This is a genomic window from Microbacterium nanhaiense, from assembly GCF_014646015.1.
GTDB classification, from domain to species: Bacteria; Actinomycetota; Actinomycetes; order Actinomycetales; family Microbacteriaceae; genus Microbacterium; species Microbacterium nanhaiense.
Genome location: NZ_BMMQ01000002.1, coordinates 66,128 through 81,176 on the forward strand (window position 1 = coordinate 66,128; position 15,049 = coordinate 81,176).

17 protein-coding genes are annotated in these 15,049 nt (G+C 69.1%); 11 read left to right on the top strand and 6 right to left on the bottom strand.

The annotated features are described in order from the left end of the window. Positions 1-45: 45 nt before the first annotated feature. Positions 46-2,550: a rhamnogalacturonan lyase gene (locus IEX05_RS03180; RefSeq protein ID WP_229661100.1), complete on the bottom strand. Its 2,505-nt coding sequence runs from the start codon at positions 2,548-2,550 to the stop codon at positions 46-48. Between the two features lie 315 nt (positions 2,551-2,865). Here IEX05_RS03180 and IEX05_RS03185 point away from each other — a divergent pair, with 315 nt between their 5' ends. The 5 genes from IEX05_RS03185 to IEX05_RS03205 all read left to right on the top strand — a co-directional run bounded on the left by IEX05_RS03185 (position 2,866) and on the right by IEX05_RS03205 (position 6,705). Then, positions 2,866-3,918: an NAD(P)-dependent alcohol dehydrogenase gene (locus IEX05_RS03185; protein WP_188699952.1), complete on the top strand. Its 1,053-nt coding sequence runs from the start codon at positions 2,866-2,868 to the stop codon at positions 3,916-3,918. 112 nt (positions 3,919-4,030) lie between these two features. Next, a complete protein-coding gene (locus IEX05_RS03190) occupies positions 4,031-5,506 on the top strand; it encodes an MFS transporter (protein ID WP_188699953.1) in 1,476 nt (491 codons plus the stop codon). Further along, a complete protein-coding gene (locus tag IEX05_RS03195; RefSeq protein WP_188699954.1) occupies positions 5,499-6,056 on the top strand; it encodes a TetR/AcrR family transcriptional regulator in 558 nt (185 codons plus the stop codon). Before IEX05_RS03190 ends, IEX05_RS03195 begins: the two co-directional genes overlap by 8 nt. Positions 6,057-6,212: 156 nt before the next feature. Continuing rightward, positions 6,213-6,470 carry a DUF7218 family protein gene (locus tag IEX05_RS03200; protein ID WP_188699955.1) on the top strand — a complete coding sequence of 86 codons (258 nt, stop codon included), beginning with the start codon at positions 6,213-6,215 and terminating at the stop codon, positions 6,468-6,470. 37 nt (positions 6,471-6,507) lie between these two features. Next, the gene (locus IEX05_RS03205) at positions 6,508-6,705 is read left to right on the top strand and encodes a hypothetical protein (protein WP_188699956.1); all 198 of its coding nucleotides are present in this window, start codon (positions 6,508-6,510) and stop codon (positions 6,703-6,705) included. A gap of 61 nt (positions 6,706-6,766) precedes the next feature. On the opposite strand, the gene IEX05_RS03210 is transcribed toward IEX05_RS03205, so the two are convergent. Continuing rightward, complete coding sequence (locus IEX05_RS03210) at positions 6,767-7,051, bottom strand: hypothetical protein (protein ID WP_188699957.1); 285 nt, start codon at positions 7,049-7,051, stop codon at positions 6,767-6,769. 226 nt (positions 7,052-7,277) lie between these two features. On the opposite strand from IEX05_RS03210, the gene IEX05_RS03215 reads away from it, so the two are divergent. The 3 genes from IEX05_RS03215 (at position 7,278) to IEX05_RS03225 (ending at position 8,614) form a co-directional block, all read left to right on the top strand. Next, positions 7,278-7,799 carry an SRPBCC family protein gene (locus IEX05_RS03215; protein ID WP_188699958.1) on the top strand — a complete coding sequence of 174 codons (522 nt, stop codon included), beginning with the start codon at positions 7,278-7,280 and terminating at the stop codon, positions 7,797-7,799. A 135-nt stretch (positions 7,800-7,934) separates the two neighbouring features. Further along, positions 7,935-8,276 (top strand): DUF7882 family protein, encoded by a 342-nt coding sequence (locus tag IEX05_RS03220; protein ID WP_188699959.1) that lies wholly within the window; start codon positions 7,935-7,937, stop codon positions 8,274-8,276. Positions 8,277-8,305: 29 nt separating this feature from the next. Continuing rightward, a complete protein-coding gene (locus tag IEX05_RS03225) occupies positions 8,306-8,614 on the top strand; it encodes a DUF7882 family protein (protein ID WP_188699960.1) in 309 nt (102 codons plus the stop codon). Between the two features lie 99 nt (positions 8,615-8,713). Here IEX05_RS03225 and IEX05_RS03230 read toward each other — a convergent pair whose 3' ends face one another. From IEX05_RS03230 to IEX05_RS03240, 3 genes are read right to left on the bottom strand one after another with little or no spacing between them, the layout of a single operon-like run. After that, positions 8,714-9,205 carry a hypothetical protein gene (locus IEX05_RS03230; RefSeq protein ID WP_188699961.1) on the bottom strand — a complete coding sequence of 164 codons (492 nt, stop codon included), beginning with the start codon at positions 9,203-9,205 and terminating at the stop codon, positions 8,714-8,716. Next, the gene (locus tag IEX05_RS03235) at positions 9,202-10,077 is read right to left on the bottom strand and encodes an SDR family oxidoreductase (protein ID WP_308423396.1); all 876 of its coding nucleotides are present in this window, start codon (positions 10,075-10,077) and stop codon (positions 9,202-9,204) included. The genes IEX05_RS03230 and IEX05_RS03235 overlap by 4 nt, the downstream gene beginning before the upstream one ends. Positions 10,078-10,098: 21 nt before the next feature. After that, complete coding sequence (locus tag IEX05_RS03240; RefSeq protein ID WP_188699962.1) at positions 10,099-10,647, bottom strand: type 1 glutamine amidotransferase domain-containing protein; 549 nt, start codon at positions 10,645-10,647, stop codon at positions 10,099-10,101. A 168-nt stretch (positions 10,648-10,815) separates the two neighbouring features. Between IEX05_RS03240 and IEX05_RS03245 the strand changes: the two genes are divergently transcribed. Further along, entirely contained in the window at positions 10,816-11,427 is a 612-nt protein-coding gene (locus IEX05_RS03245) for a flavin reductase family protein (protein ID WP_188699963.1), read from the top strand. Positions 11,428-11,469: 42 nt separating this feature from the next. On the opposite strand, the gene pgi is transcribed toward IEX05_RS03245, so the two are convergent. Continuing rightward, positions 11,470-13,128, bottom strand: coding sequence for a glucose-6-phosphate isomerase (gene pgi / locus IEX05_RS03250; RefSeq protein ID WP_188699964.1), 1,659 nt, complete (start codon positions 13,126-13,128; stop codon positions 11,470-11,472). A gap of 138 nt (positions 13,129-13,266) precedes the next feature. Here pgi and IEX05_RS03255 point away from each other — a divergent pair, with 138 nt between their 5' ends. Continuing rightward, a complete protein-coding gene (locus IEX05_RS03255) occupies positions 13,267-13,779 on the top strand; it encodes a flavin reductase family protein (protein ID WP_188699965.1) in 513 nt (170 codons plus the stop codon). 127 nt (positions 13,780-13,906) lie between these two features. Further along, positions 13,907-15,004, top strand: a complete 1,098-nt coding sequence (locus IEX05_RS03260; RefSeq protein WP_188699966.1) for a fatty acid desaturase family protein — start codon at positions 13,907-13,909, stop codon at positions 15,002-15,004. Positions 15,005-15,049 lie beyond the last annotated feature (45 nt).

Below are 15,049 nucleotides of genomic sequence, written 5' to 3' on the forward strand. Positions count from 1 at the left end.
CGGCGCCGACGATCCCGTCGACGCCGCCCACCCCTCATCATCCTCTTACCCGCGGTGGCCGCCGGTCTGGAAGGTGTGCGACCAGCTCGCCTCGCCGTCGGTGCGGAACCACGGGTCGGCGACGGCGGTGATCTCGACGCTGCGCTTCTCGCGGTGGAAGCCCGGCTCGACGGGTTCGCCGTCGACGTAGTACGTCACGTGCTCGGCCTCGGGGATGACGTATCCGTCCTGGCCGAGGCCCGGCTTCTCGACGAATTCCGGTGCTTCTGCGGTGAGGGGCGTCGTGTAGACGGGCACGTCGGCGTAGTCGATGTCGCTCGCGAGCATGTAGCTCGTGTAGCTCGGCTGGTTGTACGCGGTGTTCTGACGGGCGACCTCGACGCGATACTGCGGGTCGTGCATCAGGGTCGTCAGCTTGCGGTCGGTGACGTCCGTCGCCGTGTAAATGCGGATCTCGGTGCTGTCGGCGTCGCGCACGAGGAGTTCCTCGCGCCAATCCCCGAAGACATCGGCGACGAGCGATGGGTTGCCCTTCGTCGAGTTGTTCGTCTGCGCGCCCTCGACGTCGAGCAGCACGTTGCCGCGGCCGTCCTGAATCGTGACGGGATCGCCCTCCCCGCCGGCGACGAGCTGGGTGGTCATATCGGCGCTCCAGCGGATCGACATGTTTGTGCCCGCCGTGTAGCCGCCGAAGTCGGGGCCCGGCCAGTACTCCAGGCCCGCGTGGTCGGGGTTGATGTCGCCGATCATGCCTCGTCCGGTGTCGCGGCCGGTGTAGGCGCCGTCGAGCACCTCGCCGGTCGCGGCGTCGCGGAGCGCCCATCCGTAGGGCGCCCATGCGCCGCCCTCGTGCACCGTGAAGATCTCGAGGCCCGGCCGGTCCGGCAGGATGTCGGTGACGTGCATCGCGTCACCGTGGCCGAGCTTGGCGTTCGCACCCGGATCCGCGCTCTGCGCGGGCAGGGTGTCCCACGAACTGTAGAGCAGCGATCCGTCGTCGACGGTGGCGGATCCGTAGACGATCTCCTGCTTCCCGTCGCCGTCGACATCCGACGCCGACAGGGAGTGGAAGCCCTGGCCCGCGAGCGTTCCGAGCTCGGGATCGGATCCGACGCCGCCGTGCGGGCCGTCGTTGAACGGGTTCGCCATGGCGACATGGCCGCTGTCCGCGACCCACCGCGTCGTGAGGTCGGTGCCGTCCCAGTCGTAGGCCGCGATCACGGCCCGCGTGTAGTACCCGCGGGCGAAGATCGCCGATGTCGAATGTCCGTCGAGGTTCGCAACGCCCGCGAGGAAACGGTCGACGCGGTTGCCCGGCTCGATGCGCGCCATCGCGTAATCGCCCCAGAGCAGGCCGTCGTCGCCGCGACCGGGCACGTAGTCGACGGTGTCGAGCTCGGCGCCGGTCTCACCGTCGAAGACCGTGAGGTACTCGGGGCCGTCGAGGATGAAGCCCTCGAATTCGCGCAGCTTGTTATTGCCGCTGCGCGCGGGGGCCCAGGTGTCGATGAAGTAATCGGCGAGCGCTGTCGCGTCGGCCTCGGAGAGCGGGTAGTCGTAGCGGTCCTCGATGCCGAGCGCCGCCTCGACCGTCGCGGGCCATCGGCCCGAGCGCACCTCGTCGCGATCGGACCAGCCGCGGAAGATCCCGGCGAGGTGGTCGGCGTAGTCCGCGGCCGAGAGCCGGTAGTCGTCGTCGTGGCTCACGCCCGCGGCCACGTCGCGTTCCGGGAGAGTGATGGGCGTCGTCGCGCCGTCCGCCGTCACGACGGTGCCGGGCGCCGTCTTCACCATGATCTCGGCCTTGCCGTCGCCGTCGAAGTCCTCGACCATGAACTGGGTGTAGTGCGCGCCGGACCGCACGTTGACGCCCAGGTCGATCCGGTGCAGCAGCGTCCCGTCGGCCTCGTAGGTGTCGATGATCGTCGACCCGGTGTATCCGCGATGCGACACGTCCTTCGCGTTGGACGGATACCACTTGACGATGTACTCGTACTGCCCGTCTCCATCGACGTCGGCGACGGACATGTCGTTCGCCGCATAGGTGTACAGCTCGCCCTCGGGGTGCAGGACGCCGGCCGGCATGCGCCCGCCCTCGGGCTTCTGAATCGGAATCGACGCGTACTGGCCACCCCACGGCGTCACGGGCGAACTCGGCTCGAGCTCCACGCCGTTGACGATCGCGGCGACGGCGTACTCCGAATCGGGCGCGCCGGCGTCATCGAAGTAGTTGGTGCTGTCGGTGACGGTGGCGATCTTCTCCCCGTCGCGGTAAAGGGCGAAGTCGGACCCCGTCATACCGTCCTCGGTGCTGCCGGTCGTCTCGCTGCCGAGGAGACGCCAGCTGACGAACACGCCCTCGTCGGTTGTCGCGGCGACGAGCCCGCGGTCGAGGTTCTCCTCGAACTGGGCCGGGATCGTGACGGCAGTGTCGCCCGCGTCGGCGTGCGCCGCGACACCGGCGCCCGGGAGGGCGACCGCGACCGACGCCGCAGCGGCGCATGCGCCGAGGCGCGCCCCGTGCCGCCGCCAGAATGCCGAGTCCTTCATCGAATCTCCGATCGGTTGGTCCCGGCGGCATCGCCGGGTGGCTTCGAGAGCGGATCCGCGCCGCCGTCGACGAGCGGATCCGCGTGCGTTTGTGACGTTACAAGAATCACGCCGCTGTCGGCAAGCGCTTTCTCGGTGGCGCGCCGACCAGTGACGTGCGAGCCCCGCGCCTGTTTGTGCGGGATCTTCTCCCTGATAGCCGCACCCGCCGCCGCACAGAACCGACGCATAGGCTGGGAGAGCGCTCGTGCCGGGATCCCCGTGCCGACCGATCCACGTCGACAGTCCCGGCCAGCTGCTCGAGAGGAGTGCAGCGTGAAGGCTGTACGTTTCACCAACTGGAAGACGTTCCCCGAGATCAAGGATGTGCCGCGGCCGGTTCCCGGCCCGGGCGAGGTTCTGCTGAAGATCGCCGGCGCCGGTGCCTGCCACTCGGATGTCGCCGTGTTCGACAGTTTCGATGAGAGCATGCCGGTCGCCGGGCAGCTCGGCCCCGAGTACACGCTCGGTCACGAGAACTCCGGCTGGATCGAGGAAATCGGCGAGGGAGTCACGGGTCTCAACGTCGGCGACGCCTACCTCGCCTACGGCCCCATCGGCTGCGGCCACTGCGCCGCCTGCTCGCGCGGGCAGGACACCTACTGCGCGAACGCCGCCACCCAGCCCTACCTCGCGGTCGGCCTCGGCCGCGACGGCGGCATGGCCGAGTACATGACGGTTCCCGCTCGCAACCTCGTTCCCCTGGGCGACGCGGATCCGGTCCTCGCCGCCCCGCTGTCCGACGCCGGCCTCACGCCGTACCACGCGATCAAGCTCGCCCTCCCGAAGCTCGCGGGCGGCGGGAAGTCCGCGCTCGTCATCGGTCTGGGCGGCCTCGGCCAGATCGCCGTGCAGATCCTCACCGCGATCACGGGCGCGAAGGTCATCGCGACCGACATGAAGCCCGAGGCGATGGCGGAGGCCGAGAGGAACGGCGCGATCACCGTTCCGGGCGGCCCGGATCAGGTCGAGCGCATCCGCGAGCTCACCGGGGGAGAGGGCGTGACGGCGGTGTTCGACTTCGTCGGCATCACCCCGACGATCTCCACCGCGCAGCAGGTCGTGGCGCGCCAGGGCCGCATCACGGTCGTCGGCGTCGCGGGCGGTCCCGTGAACTGGGACTTCTACTCGAACCCCTATGAGGCGGAGCTCACGAACACCTACTGGGGCACCATCGAGGAGCTCTACGAGGTCGTCGCGCTGTACCGCGAGGGCAAGATCTCGCCGAGCGTCAAGACCTACTCGATTGACGACGCCCTGCAGGCGTATCACGATCTCCACGACGGCAAGCTCAGCGGCCGCGCGGTCGTCGCTCCCCACGGCGCCTGAATAAGCCCCGGGCGCGGCCCGCACCACCGCCGGTGGGGCCGCGCCCGCCCAGGAGGTGCCCAGCTGGATCTGCAAAACTGTACCGTCCAGACGGTTTAGTAAAGGATTCATCATGCGACGTTGGCTCAGCCTGTCGGTTCTCACCGGCGCCGTGCTGCTCCTCGCTATCGACTCGACGGTTCTCTACCTCGCGGTGCCGTCGCTCACGCGCGACCTCGACCCCACCGCGACGCAGGTGCTCTGGATCGGCGACATCTATTCGCTCGCCATCGCCGGCTTCCTCGTCACCATGGGCAACGTCGCCGACCGCATCGGGCGCAAGAAGCTGCTGCTCATCGGTTCGGCCGCGTTCGGCGCGGCGTCGATCCTCGCCGCCTTCGCCCCGACGGCCGGGGTGCTGATCGACGCCCGCTTGCTCCTCGGCATCGCGGGCGCGACCCTCATGCCGTCGACCCTGTCGCTGATCCGCAACATCTTCTCGGATCCGGTCGAGCGCACGCGGGCCATCGCCATCTGGTCGGCCGCCGCCGCGAGCGGCATCGCCCTCGGGCCCATCATCGGCGGAGCCCTGCTCGAGCACTTCTGGTGGGGCTCGGTGTTCCTCATCAACATCCCCGTGATGCTCGCCGTCATCATCGTCGGTGCGATCGTGCTGCCGGAGTCGAAGAACCCCGACTCCGGACGCTTCGACCTGCTCTCGAGCGCCCTGTCGATGCTCGCGATCGTGCCCTTCGTGGCGCTGATCAAGCGCATCGCCGGCGGAACCTTCGACCTCCTCGCGCTCGCGCTCGCGATCGCGGCGGGGCTCGGGATGTGGCTTTTCGTGCGCCGCCAGCGCAAAGCGAGCCACCCGATGGTCGACGTCGAGCTCTTCCGCAACGGCGCCTTCTCCGGCGCCGTATCGGTGAACTTCATCTCCGTCTTCGCGATGAGCGGCACGCTGTTCTTCTTCTCCCAGTACCTGCAGCTTGCGCGAGACCTCGGCCCGCTCGAGGCGGGGCTCGCCCAGCTCCCCACGGCGCTTGCCGCGATGGGCGCCGTGATCCTCGTCGGTATTCTTCTGCGCCGCCTCGGCCGCGGGCGTGCGATCGCGCTGGCACTGATGATCGGTGCGGCCGGCCTCGTGCTTGTCGGGGTGCTCGAGTCCGCCGACAACCTCCTGTGGCTGGTGCTGGCCCTCGTGCCGCTCGGCCTCGGCATCGGCATCTCCGAGACCCTGAGCGTCGACGCCGTCGTCTCGGCCGTCCCGCCCGCCAAGTCGGGCGCCGCCTCGTCCATCTCCGAGACCGCCTACGAGCTCGGCGCGGCGATGGGCATCGCGATCCTCGGCTCGCTCATGTCGGTCTTCTACCGCGCTCACCTCGTCCTCCCGGCGGGGGCCGGGGGAGAGGACGCCGCTCGCGACTCGCTGGCGCGCGCCGCCGCCGAACTCGACCCGGCGCATCCCGCGCTCGTCGCGGCTCACGACGCGTTCATCGCGTCGATGCAGACGACGACCTTCATCGCGGCCGCGGTCATGGCGATCGGTGCGGTCGTGGCCTGGCGTCTGATCCCCAACTCGCGCGCTAGCGTTGAGCATCATGGGTAGAACGACGGGCCGCGACGCCGATGAGACGCGCCGCCAGATCATTCACGCCGCCGCGCGCCTGGTCAGCCGGCGCGGCTCGAGCGTGTCGATCTCGGCGATCGCCGATGCCGCGGGCGTGTCGAAGGGCGGCCTGCTCTACCACTTCGCGAGCAAGGACGAGCTGCTCGAGGCTGTCGCGGCCTGGCTCTTCGACTCCTTCCGCGCCGCCGTTTACGACGCCGCGGAGGCGGATCCCGAACCGGGCCGCCTCACGCGAGCCTACGTGCGCGTCAGCTTCGCCGACGGCGCCGACGAGGCCGCCGCGCGCGAGATGATCGCGGTCGCGGCGCAGCTCATGTACGAGCCGCGGATCCAGCAGCTCGCGGACGCCGACGGCGCGCGGTGGCGCGAGGACCTGTTCGGCGATGGCCTCGCTCCCGAGGTCGTGCGCGTCGTCCTCGCCGCGACCGACGGCATCAGCGCGGCCCCGCTGTGGGGAACGGTACTGAGCCCGGACGACGTGAGGCTGCTCGAAGAACACCTGCTGGACCTCGCCGCGGCTCCCCGATAAGCGCCCCGCTGGCAGGCGCACCCCGCTAACAAGCGCAACCCGCCAACAAGCGCACCACGCTAGCGGATCCGCGCCGCGCGCGAAAGCCCCCTCCGCGAGCCGCCGGGCCGCCGTATCCTGGCGGCACCAACGGCCCGCGTCAGAGGAGGAGCACATATGCCGAACCCCCGGATCAAGGACGAAGAGGTGTACGAGGCCGTCCTCGAAGAGGGCGCCTCAAAGCAGAAGGCAGCGCGCATCGCCAACGCGGCGGCCCGCGACGGACGCAGCGCCGTCGGCCGACGCGGCGGGAACGCCGAACCCTACGACGAGTGGACCGTCGATGAGCTGCGCTCTCGCGCCAAGGAGATCGGGCTGAAGGGCTACTCGAAACTTCGCAAAGCAGACCTGATCGCGGCCCTCCGCGACAGCTGACCCCATCCGACTGACCCATCCGACGAAAGGGAAGATCATGGCTGAGATCCACGAGTGGTGGCCGAAGCTTTCGGCCGAATCGAAGAACGCGCTGGAGGAGCGCCCCGGAGAGGTGCTCCCGCTCGAGATCCGCGACGAGATCCGTCACATCACGGGCGAGTTCGTTCCCGCCCAGACGATGCTGAGCGACGAGGACATCGAGTTCATCAAGACGCAGCGTGAGGCCGTCGACTAGGCACACGACAACGGCGCCGGGTGGCTGAACAGCCGCCCGGCGCCGTTGCGCGTGCGTGATCTCACTCCTCGTCGCCGTCTCCATAGTCGTCCTCGCCGAACAGGACGTCGCCCTCCTCCTCGGGGAGCGCACCGCCCTCCTCGACGGCATCTTCCGTCTCGATGAGCTCGGTGTCGACGAGGTCGTCATCGGCGTCCATGTCCGACTCGTCCTCCGCGTCGGCGGGCGGGAGGTCCTGAAGGTACTCGCGGTCGCTGTTCGGGTCTCCGCTGTCGCGCTCGACGATCTGCTCGTCGAGGGCCGTCTTCTCGGCGTCGGTCAGGTCGTCGTCGTATCGGTCGCTCATGAACTCCTCCTGCTGTCTCGCGTGTGGCGTGTGCGGATTGCACACCACCACGCTCGCGCACTCTCACACCGGGCCAGGAGGGGGTTGACAACGGCTCCCGCGAGCGGGCGGATCACGGCGACGGGGCGCGGAATATAGCGGAAGCGCCGAGCGAACGAAACCCCGCGTGCACGATTCGCCCCCTGCCGTATCGTCGCTCAGACACCGTCCGAGAAAGGAGCACGTCATGATCACACAGGTCACCGCATCGAAACTGATCGACGCTCCCGTGCGCCGCGTCTACGACCAGTGGACGCAGTTCGAGGAGTTCCCGCACTTCATGTCGGCCGTGAAGAAGGTCGAGCAGTTGGACGACACACATACGCGGTGGGACGTCGAGATCGGCGGGGTCCGCCGCCAGTTCGACGCCACCATTACCGAGCAGATCCCGGATCGCAGGATCCGCTGGGAGAGCCTGACCGAAAAGGCGCACGTCGGAGAGGTGGAGTTCGAACCGGAGGGCGACGGCACCCGGGTCGAGCTCACGATGTCCTGGGCGCCGGAGGGATTCGTCGAGAAGGTGGGCGCCGTACTCAACCTCGACGAGTTGGCCGCGGAGCGGGACCTCACGATGTTCGCCGCGTTCATCGCCGATCGTCCCGCGCCGACGGGTGCCTGGCGCGGCCGGGTCACCGACGAGCCCGCGCAACCCGGAACGACCGCGACGACGGCCGCAGACGACACGGCTGACCCGGACATCCGGCTCTGAGTACGCTTTCAGTGGGGCCCCGCAGCGCGCGGGACCCCACTGACGCTGTCATGGTGGATCCACCACTGGCAACGGGGGTTTGCTCCACGAACCCTCCCGGCGAATGCCGACACCACCAATGAGATGAGGGAGTGCATGGGAAAGTTCATCTATTCCGACACCGTGAAGGTCGAGATCGAGGATCGCGCGTTGGCACATCTTCACGTCGTCATCGGCACGAAGCTTCGCCGAGGGGAGCCGTTCTACTTCTCCTGGCGCGACGACAGCAGCCTCGGTGACGGACGCACGAGCGTGTGGCTCCACCAGGCGCTGCCGCTGGTCTTCAAGTTCTACGGCAGCCGCCGTCCGGCGCTCAACCCCGCCTGGATCGACGCACTCGCCTATACTGCTAACTCATCCGGCGGTCTTCACCTCGTCCCGGAACCTCCCGCGCCCACGGGTGCGTCGACGGGGAACACGGCGACACCGCGGTTGTAGAGGTATCGGCACGAGACGGAAGAGCTGACATGGGAGTCCTGCATTACGGCGCCGGCCACGAGATCGCCATCGACGACGCGCTCCTGGCGCACCTGAAACTGGTGGTCATCACGAAGCTTCGGCGGAACGAGAGCTTCACGCTCTCGTGGACGCATTCACGGTCGGAGCCCACGGGGCGAAGCACAATCTGGCTGCACCCGGCCATTCCCCTGCGCTTCGTGTTCGAGTCGCCCGATCCCGCGACGCTGAGCCCGCAGCTACTCGAGCAGATGTCCCACTCGACGCACTCGACGGGTGGGCTCACGATCGATCTCGACGCCGAGGTGCCGTCTTCGTAGTCGCGACGTAGTCGCCGCGACAGCTAGCCGCGGTGCGGGAGAGCCTTCTCGGCGATCCCGCACCGCGGCTAGCTGCGTCTCCCGTCCGTGCGTCGGGAGTCAGTGCTCGTCGATCTCGGTACCCGGCGGGCGGTCGGCCCCGTCGGGATCCGCGGCATAGTCGGGGCGGCGCGGCTGCGCCGGCTGATCCGAGTACTCGCCGCCCTGTCGGCCCCCGTAGGGTCGGCCGTGATCGGCGTACTCGTCGCGCTGGAACACGATCCGCCAGGGGCCGACGGTGAAGGACGCGCCCTGGCGGAGGGTTTCCGTGCGCGCGCCCTCGTGCGTTCCCGACGCGAGCGGATCCGCGTTCATCTCGCCCTCGCCGTGCAGCGTCAGCACGTACTCATCGCGGTCATCGTGCGTGATCGTCGCGTGCAATGGATCCGCACCGGGCAGCTCGATCGTGTTGCCCGAGGCCGCGCCGAGCGTTGTCTCGTCATCGACGAGGTCGATCGTCACGCGCGAATCCTCAGACGCGACGATGAGGCGAGGATTTCCGGCGCCCCACGCCGCGTGCGTCGTGGGTCCCTGCTGCTGCTCGTCGGTCACAGGTGCTCGCCTCCCGTCACACCGAGAATGGCGCCCGAGGTGTACGACGCATCCTCCGACGCGAGGTAGACGTAGGCTCCCGCGAGCTCCGCGGGCTGACCGGGCCGGCCGAGCGGGCTGCCGGATCCGAAGTTCGGCACGTTGTCGGGCCAGCCGGTCGCGGGAATCAGCGGCGTCCAGATCGGGCCGGGGGCGACGCCGTTCACGCGGATCCCCTTCTCGCCCTGCTCGGACGCGAGGGCCTGCACGAACGCGACGAGCGCCGCCTTCGTCATGGCGTAATCGAGGAGTGCGGGCGAGGGCGAGAACCCCTGAATCGAGGTCGTGACGATGACGGAGCTTCCGGGCGGCATGAGGGGCAGCGCCTCGCGCGCCATCCAGAACGGCGCGTACAGGTTCGTGCGCATGACCCGGTCGAACTCGTCGGTCGGGATCTGGGCGTTCTCCTCGCGCTGCTTCTGGTATGCCGAGTTGAGCACGAGGAGGTCGAGTCCGCCGAGCCGGTCGTGGGCGTCGCGCACGACTTGGCGTGCCGTGTCCTCGTCGGTCAGGTCGCCGGGAAGCAACACGCTCTCGCGCTCGGGCGCGTCGATGAGCGCCGCCGTCGATTCGGCGTCCTCCTGCTCCTCGGGCAGGTAGTTGATCGCGACCCTCGCGCCCTCTCGGGCGAACGCAATCGCGACCGCGCGGCCGATGCCCGAGTCGCCGCCGGTGATGAGGGCGCGGCGACCCTCGAGCCGGCCCGAGCCGACGTAGCTGTCCTCGCCGTGGTCGGGGTGCGGGGTGGTTTCCGTCGTGAGGCCCGGCTGCGACTGGTCGTCGCGGGGGAGCGGGCCTCGCAGGTGCTTCGTTCGGGGATCGATGAGCGTCATGATTACCTTCCTTCTGTGATGTCAGGCCGTCTGGCCGGCGTGCCGGCCCTCGCCGATTTCTTCGATGAGCTTCGCGGTGAACGCGGGAAGGTCATCGGGTGTGCGGCTCGACACGAGCCCCTGGTCTACGTGAACCTCCTCATCCACCCAGCTCGCGCCGGCGTTGCGCAGATCGGTCGCGAGGCTCGGGTAGCTGGTGAGGGTGCGCCCGTCGACGACGCCCGCCTCGATGAGGATCCATGCGCCGTGACAGATCACTCCGACGGGCTTGCCCTCGTCGAAGAAACCGCGCGCGAAGCCGATCGACGCGCGATCGAGGCGGATGGCATCGGCGTTGACGACGCCCCCGGGGAGGACGAGCGCGTCGAAGCGCTCGGATGCGGCCTCGGCCGCCCGAACATCGACGTCGTGCACGTGCCCGTTCTTGCCGGTGATGGTGTCGAGCTGCGGGGCGACCATCGTCGCCTCCGCGCCCGCGCCGATCACGGCCTCCCACGGATCCATGAGTTCGCTGTCTTCGAATCCATCGGTCGCGAGGAACGCGACCCGCTTTCCGGAGAGATGAGTCATACGTCTTCCTTTCCTTGAGCCGTGCCGGTCGAGATGCGGTCGCCCGACGCCGAAGAGGTCCGGCCGGGCACCTTCCACCCTGCCCCGCCGCACCCGATCGTGCCGAGGGGTGGCACGAGCGGAGCCGAGGTGATAAAACGGCGGCGTCGCCGGGCATACGATCGAGGCATGGATCGCCCCTTGCCGAGTCACGTCGTCGCTCAGCCCGAAAGCCTGTACGTCGGCGGCAGCGCGTACCTGATCGCGACGCAGAACGCCGACGGCACCGCGAACCTCTCGCCCGCGTCGAGCTACTGGGCGCTCGGTTCGACGATCGTTCTCGGGCTGGAGGTGGCGGGGAAGACGGTGCAGAACCTGCTCGAGCGCCCCGAGCTGACCATCAACTTTCCCTCCGGCGACCTGGTCGACGCCGTGCTCCGGCTTGACGGCACGACGGGCAGGTATCCGGTGCCGGAGGGGAAAGAGCGCTACCGCTACGAGGCCGATAAGTTTGCGCTCGCGGGCCTCCAGCCGCAGGCGTCCGAGCTCGTGCCGGTCCCGCGCGTGGCCGAGTGCCGGCTGCAGTTCGAGGCCCGCACGGTGCGCGCGACTCCCGGTCACACCGGAGAGTGGTTCATGGTCGAGGCGGAGGTGCTGCGGGTGCACGCCGATCCGCGAATCCTGAAGCCGGGGACGGGACTGCCGGATCCGCGACGCTGGAGTCCGCTGGTCTACGAGTTCCGCCACTTCTTCACGACGGGCGAGGAGCGCGGCCACCTGCCGAAGAGCCAGACGGCATAAACGCAAAAGGGCCGCCCCGAAGGGCGGCCCGGACGCGACGGCTTATGCGCGGTGCGCCGCGTAGTAGGCGAGAAGCGCGCGGGTCGACGCATCCTGCGCCGCGACCGCCGACTCGTCGCCCTCGATGGCGGGTGCGATCTGCAGGGCGAGCTGCTTGCCGAGCTCCACGCCCCACTGGTCGAACGAGTTGATGCCCCAGATCGTGCCCTGCGTGAAGGTGATGTGCTCGTAGAGCGCGATCAGCTGGCCGAGCACGCTCGGGGTCAGGGACGGCGCGAAGATCGATGTCGTCGGGCGGTTGCCCTCGAAGGTGCGCGCGGCCACGAGCGCTCCCGTCGTCCCCTCTGCCTCGACCTCTTCGGCGGTCTTACCGAAGGCGAGCGCCTTCGTCTGCGCGAGGAAGTTCGCCAGGAACAGTCCGTGGACGTCGCGGCCGCCGTCCTCGAGCGGGTAGGCGGGGTTGACGAAGGCGATGAAGTCGGCGGGGATGAGCCGCGTGCCCTGGTGGATCAGCTGGTAGAACGCGTGCTGACCGTTGGTGCCGGGCTCGCCCCAGAACACCTCGCCCGTGTCGGTCGTAACCGGCGTGCCGTCCCAGCGCACGGACTTGCCGTTCGACTCCATCGTCAGCTGCTGCAGGTAGGCGGGGAAGCGGTGCAGCTGCTGGGCGTAGGGGAGCACGGCGTGCGACTGCGCGCCGAGGAAGTTGGTGTACCAGACGTTGAGCAGGCCCATCAGCACCGGCACGTTCTGAGCGAGCGGCGTGCGGCGCACGTGCTCGTCGACCGCGTGGAATCCGGCGAGCAGCTCGCGGAACACCTCCGGCCCGAGGGCGATGGCGAGCGAGGTGCCGATCGCCGAGTCGACGGAGTAGCGTCCGCCGACCCAGTCCCAGAAGCCGAAGGCGTTGGCGGGGTCGATGCCGAAGTCGGCGACCTTGTCGAGCGCCGTCGACAGGGCGATGAAGTGCTTCGAGACGGCGTCCTTTCGGGCGTCCTCGTCGGTGAGGCCGAGGCGCTCCCACAGCCAGGTGCGCGCGAGGCGGGCATTGGTGAGGGTCTCGAGCGTCGTGAAGGTCTTGGACGCCACGATGAACAGCGTCGTCTCGGGGTCGAGGTCGGCCGTCTTCTGCGCGAGATCGGTCGGATCGATGTTGGAGATGAAGCGCGCCTCGATGCCCGCATCGGCGTAGTTCTTGAGCGCCTCGTACACCATCACGGGGCCGAGGTCCGAGCCGCCGATGCCGATGTTCACGACGTGCGTGACGCGCTTGCCCGTCACGCCCGTCCACTCGCCGCTGCGCACGCGCGCCGCGAACTCGTCGATGCGCCCGAGCACCTCCTGCACATCGGCGTCGATGTCCTGGCCGTCGACCGTCAGCGCCGTGCCCGCGGGGTTGCGCAGGGCGGTGTGCAGCACGGCCCGATCCTCGGTCGTGTTGATGTGCTCGCCGGCGACCATGGCGGCGAAGCGCTCCGCCACGCCCGTCTCCTCCGCAAGGTGCACGAGCGCGGCGAGGATCTCGTCGGTGACGAGGTTCTTCGACAGGTCGACGTGGAGATCGGCGAGCGAGAAGGACAGCCTCTCGGCGCGCGCGGGATCCTCATCGAACCACGCACGAAGGTCGGGGGAGAAGCCGTCGCCGAGCTCGAGAAGCTCGTTCCAGGCACGGGTCTGAGTGGGATCCACGGGTGAGGTCATGGCTTCAATCTACCCGTGGTCGCCGCGGCACCGGAAGCCGGTGAGCCATGGCCGACGATGACCGTTTATGACGCGAATCGTGACGCAACGTGACGCTCCGCGCCGACGAACGGTGACCACCGGGGGTACCGTCGGGACATGGCACATTCCGACCCCGCCCCCGAACTCGTCGAACGATTCAAGCACGCGTTCCGCGATCACCCGCTCGCGGTCACGCTGATCACGGCGACCACGCCGGAAGGGCCCGTGGGGCTCACGGCTTCGAGCGTCTCCTCGGTCGCGGTCGACCCGCCGGCGGTCTCGTTCTCGGTGACGCGCGCGACCGGAACGGCGGGGGCGCTCCTGCGCGCGGACAATCTGCAGATCCACTTCCTCGCGCCCGAGCACGTCGAAACGGCCCGGCAGTTCTCCTTCACGGGCGGCGAACGCTTCACCGACGGCCAGGGGTGGTCGCGCGACGCCGACGGCGCGCTGCAGCTCGCCGGATCCCGCGGCCGCCTCACGGGGACGATCCGCGACACGCTCTCGGTCGGCGGCTCCGTGCTGGTCGTCGCGCAGATCGACGCCGTGGAGCCGGGCGCCGCCGCGCAGCCGTTGATCTACTCGGATCGCGCGTTCCACGCGTTCGACGCGGGGCACGCGGCGCTCTGACGCGCGGGCCCGGTACATGGGCCGCGGGGCATATGTCCCTGCGTAGGCTCGAGAGGGCGGTGGGCAGCTGCCCGACGTATCCACGAAGGTGTGCGCCACGGCACACCGAAACCGAACGGCGGCGCCCATGCCCCTCGAACTTTCCGCCACCCTCGGTCCGGTCCGCCGGACCTACGCCGGTACCCAGGACTTCCCTCCGATGGCGAAGGCCTATTCGGAGGTGTCGCGCGTCGCGCGCGAAACCGGACTCTACGAGCGCGCGCCGCGCTTCTACGCGATGGTCGGCGCGGCGCTCGTGCTCGCTTTCGGCGGCGCCGTCGCCGGGTTCATCCTGCTCGGCGACAGCTGGTTCCAGCTCCTGATCGCCGCCGCGCTGGGCGTGATCTTCACGCAGGTCGCCTTCCTCGCACACGAGGCGGCGCACCGCCAGATCCTCGCCACGGGCCCCGCGAGCGACCGACTTGCTCGGATCCTCGCCGGCTCGATCGGCCTGAGCGCCTCCTGGTGGGACAACAAGCACTCGCGGCATCACGGAAACCCGAACCGCGTGTCCAAGGATCCGGACATCGCGATCGACACGATCTCCTTCCTCGAGGAGGACGCGTCCTCCGCGCGCGGGCTGCGCCGGGCGATCACGCGCCATCAGGGCTGGCTGTTCTTCCCCCTGCTGACGCTCGAAGGCCTGAACCTGCACTTCCGCAGCCTGCAGTACCTCCTCACGCCCGGGAAGGTGAAGGGTCGATGGACCGAGCTCGCGCTCATCACCGCGCGCTTCGCGCTCTACCTCACGCCGCTGTTCCTCCTCCTTCCCGTCGGCATGGCCTTCGCCTTCCTCGGCGTCCAGATGGCCGTCTTCGGCGTCTACATGGGCGCGTCCTTCGCCCCGAACCACAAGGGCATGCCGATCGTGGCCGCCGATGCCCGCCTCGACTTCTTCACGAAGCAGGTGCGCACCTCTCGCAACATCCGCGGAGGCTGGTGGGCGACGGCGCTCATGGGCGGCCTAAACTACCAGATCGAACACCACCTGTTCCCGAACATGGCGCGGCCGCACCTCGCGCGGGCCCGCCTGATCGTGCGCGACTTCTGCGAGAGCCGCGAGGTTCCCTACGCGGAGACCTCGCTCGGGCGCTCCTACCTGATCGTCGTGCGCTACCTCAATCGCGTGGGACTCTCCGCGAGGGATCCGTTCGACTGCCCCGCTGCCGCGCAGTTCGGGCGATGACCGCACACCGCGGGCGATGACCGCGCGCTCCGGTCGCTGAAGGCG

What these genes read in the sequence shown, in the direction of transcription:
- IEX05_RS03220 (WP_188699959.1), top strand. Translation starts at nt 7,935, where the DNA reads ATGGGAAAGTTCATCTATTCCGACACCGTGAAGGTCGAGATCGAGGAT.
- IEX05_RS03180 (WP_229661100.1), bottom strand. Translation starts at nt 2,550, where the DNA reads ATGAAGGACTCGGCATTCTGGCGGCGGCACGGGGCGCGCCTCGGCGCA.
- IEX05_RS03245 (WP_188699963.1), top strand. Translation starts at nt 10,816, where the DNA reads ATGGATCGCCCCTTGCCGAGTCACGTCGTCGCTCAGCCCGAAAGCCTG.
- IEX05_RS03190 (WP_188699953.1), top strand. Translation starts at nt 4,031, where the DNA reads ATGCGACGTTGGCTCAGCCTGTCGGTTCTCACCGGCGCCGTGCTGCTC.
- IEX05_RS03260 (WP_188699966.1), top strand. Translation starts at nt 13,907, where the DNA reads ATGCCCCTCGAACTTTCCGCCACCCTCGGTCCGGTCCGCCGGACCTAC.
- IEX05_RS03255 (WP_188699965.1), top strand. Translation starts at nt 13,267, where the DNA reads ATGGCACATTCCGACCCCGCCCCCGAACTCGTCGAACGATTCAAGCAC.
- IEX05_RS03235 (WP_308423396.1), bottom strand. Translation starts at nt 10,077, where the DNA reads ATGACGCTCATCGATCCCCGAACGAAGCACCTGCGAGGCCCGCTCCCC.
- IEX05_RS03240 (WP_188699962.1), bottom strand. Translation starts at nt 10,647, where the DNA reads ATGACTCATCTCTCCGGAAAGCGGGTCGCGTTCCTCGCGACCGATGGA.
- pgi (WP_188699964.1), bottom strand. Translation starts at nt 13,128, where the DNA reads ATGACCTCACCCGTGGATCCCACTCAGACCCGTGCCTGGAACGAGCTT.
- IEX05_RS03210 (WP_188699957.1), bottom strand. Translation starts at nt 7,051, where the DNA reads ATGAGCGACCGATACGACGACGACCTGACCGACGCCGAGAAGACGGCC.
- IEX05_RS03225 (WP_188699960.1), top strand. Translation starts at nt 8,306, where the DNA reads ATGGGAGTCCTGCATTACGGCGCCGGCCACGAGATCGCCATCGACGAC.
- IEX05_RS03205 (WP_188699956.1), top strand. Translation starts at nt 6,508, where the DNA reads ATGGCTGAGATCCACGAGTGGTGGCCGAAGCTTTCGGCCGAATCGAAG.
- IEX05_RS03195 (WP_188699954.1), top strand. Translation starts at nt 5,499, where the DNA reads ATGGGTAGAACGACGGGCCGCGACGCCGATGAGACGCGCCGCCAGATC.
- IEX05_RS03200 (WP_188699955.1), top strand. Translation starts at nt 6,213, where the DNA reads ATGCCGAACCCCCGGATCAAGGACGAAGAGGTGTACGAGGCCGTCCTC.
- IEX05_RS03215 (WP_188699958.1), top strand. Translation starts at nt 7,278, where the DNA reads ATGATCACACAGGTCACCGCATCGAAACTGATCGACGCTCCCGTGCGC.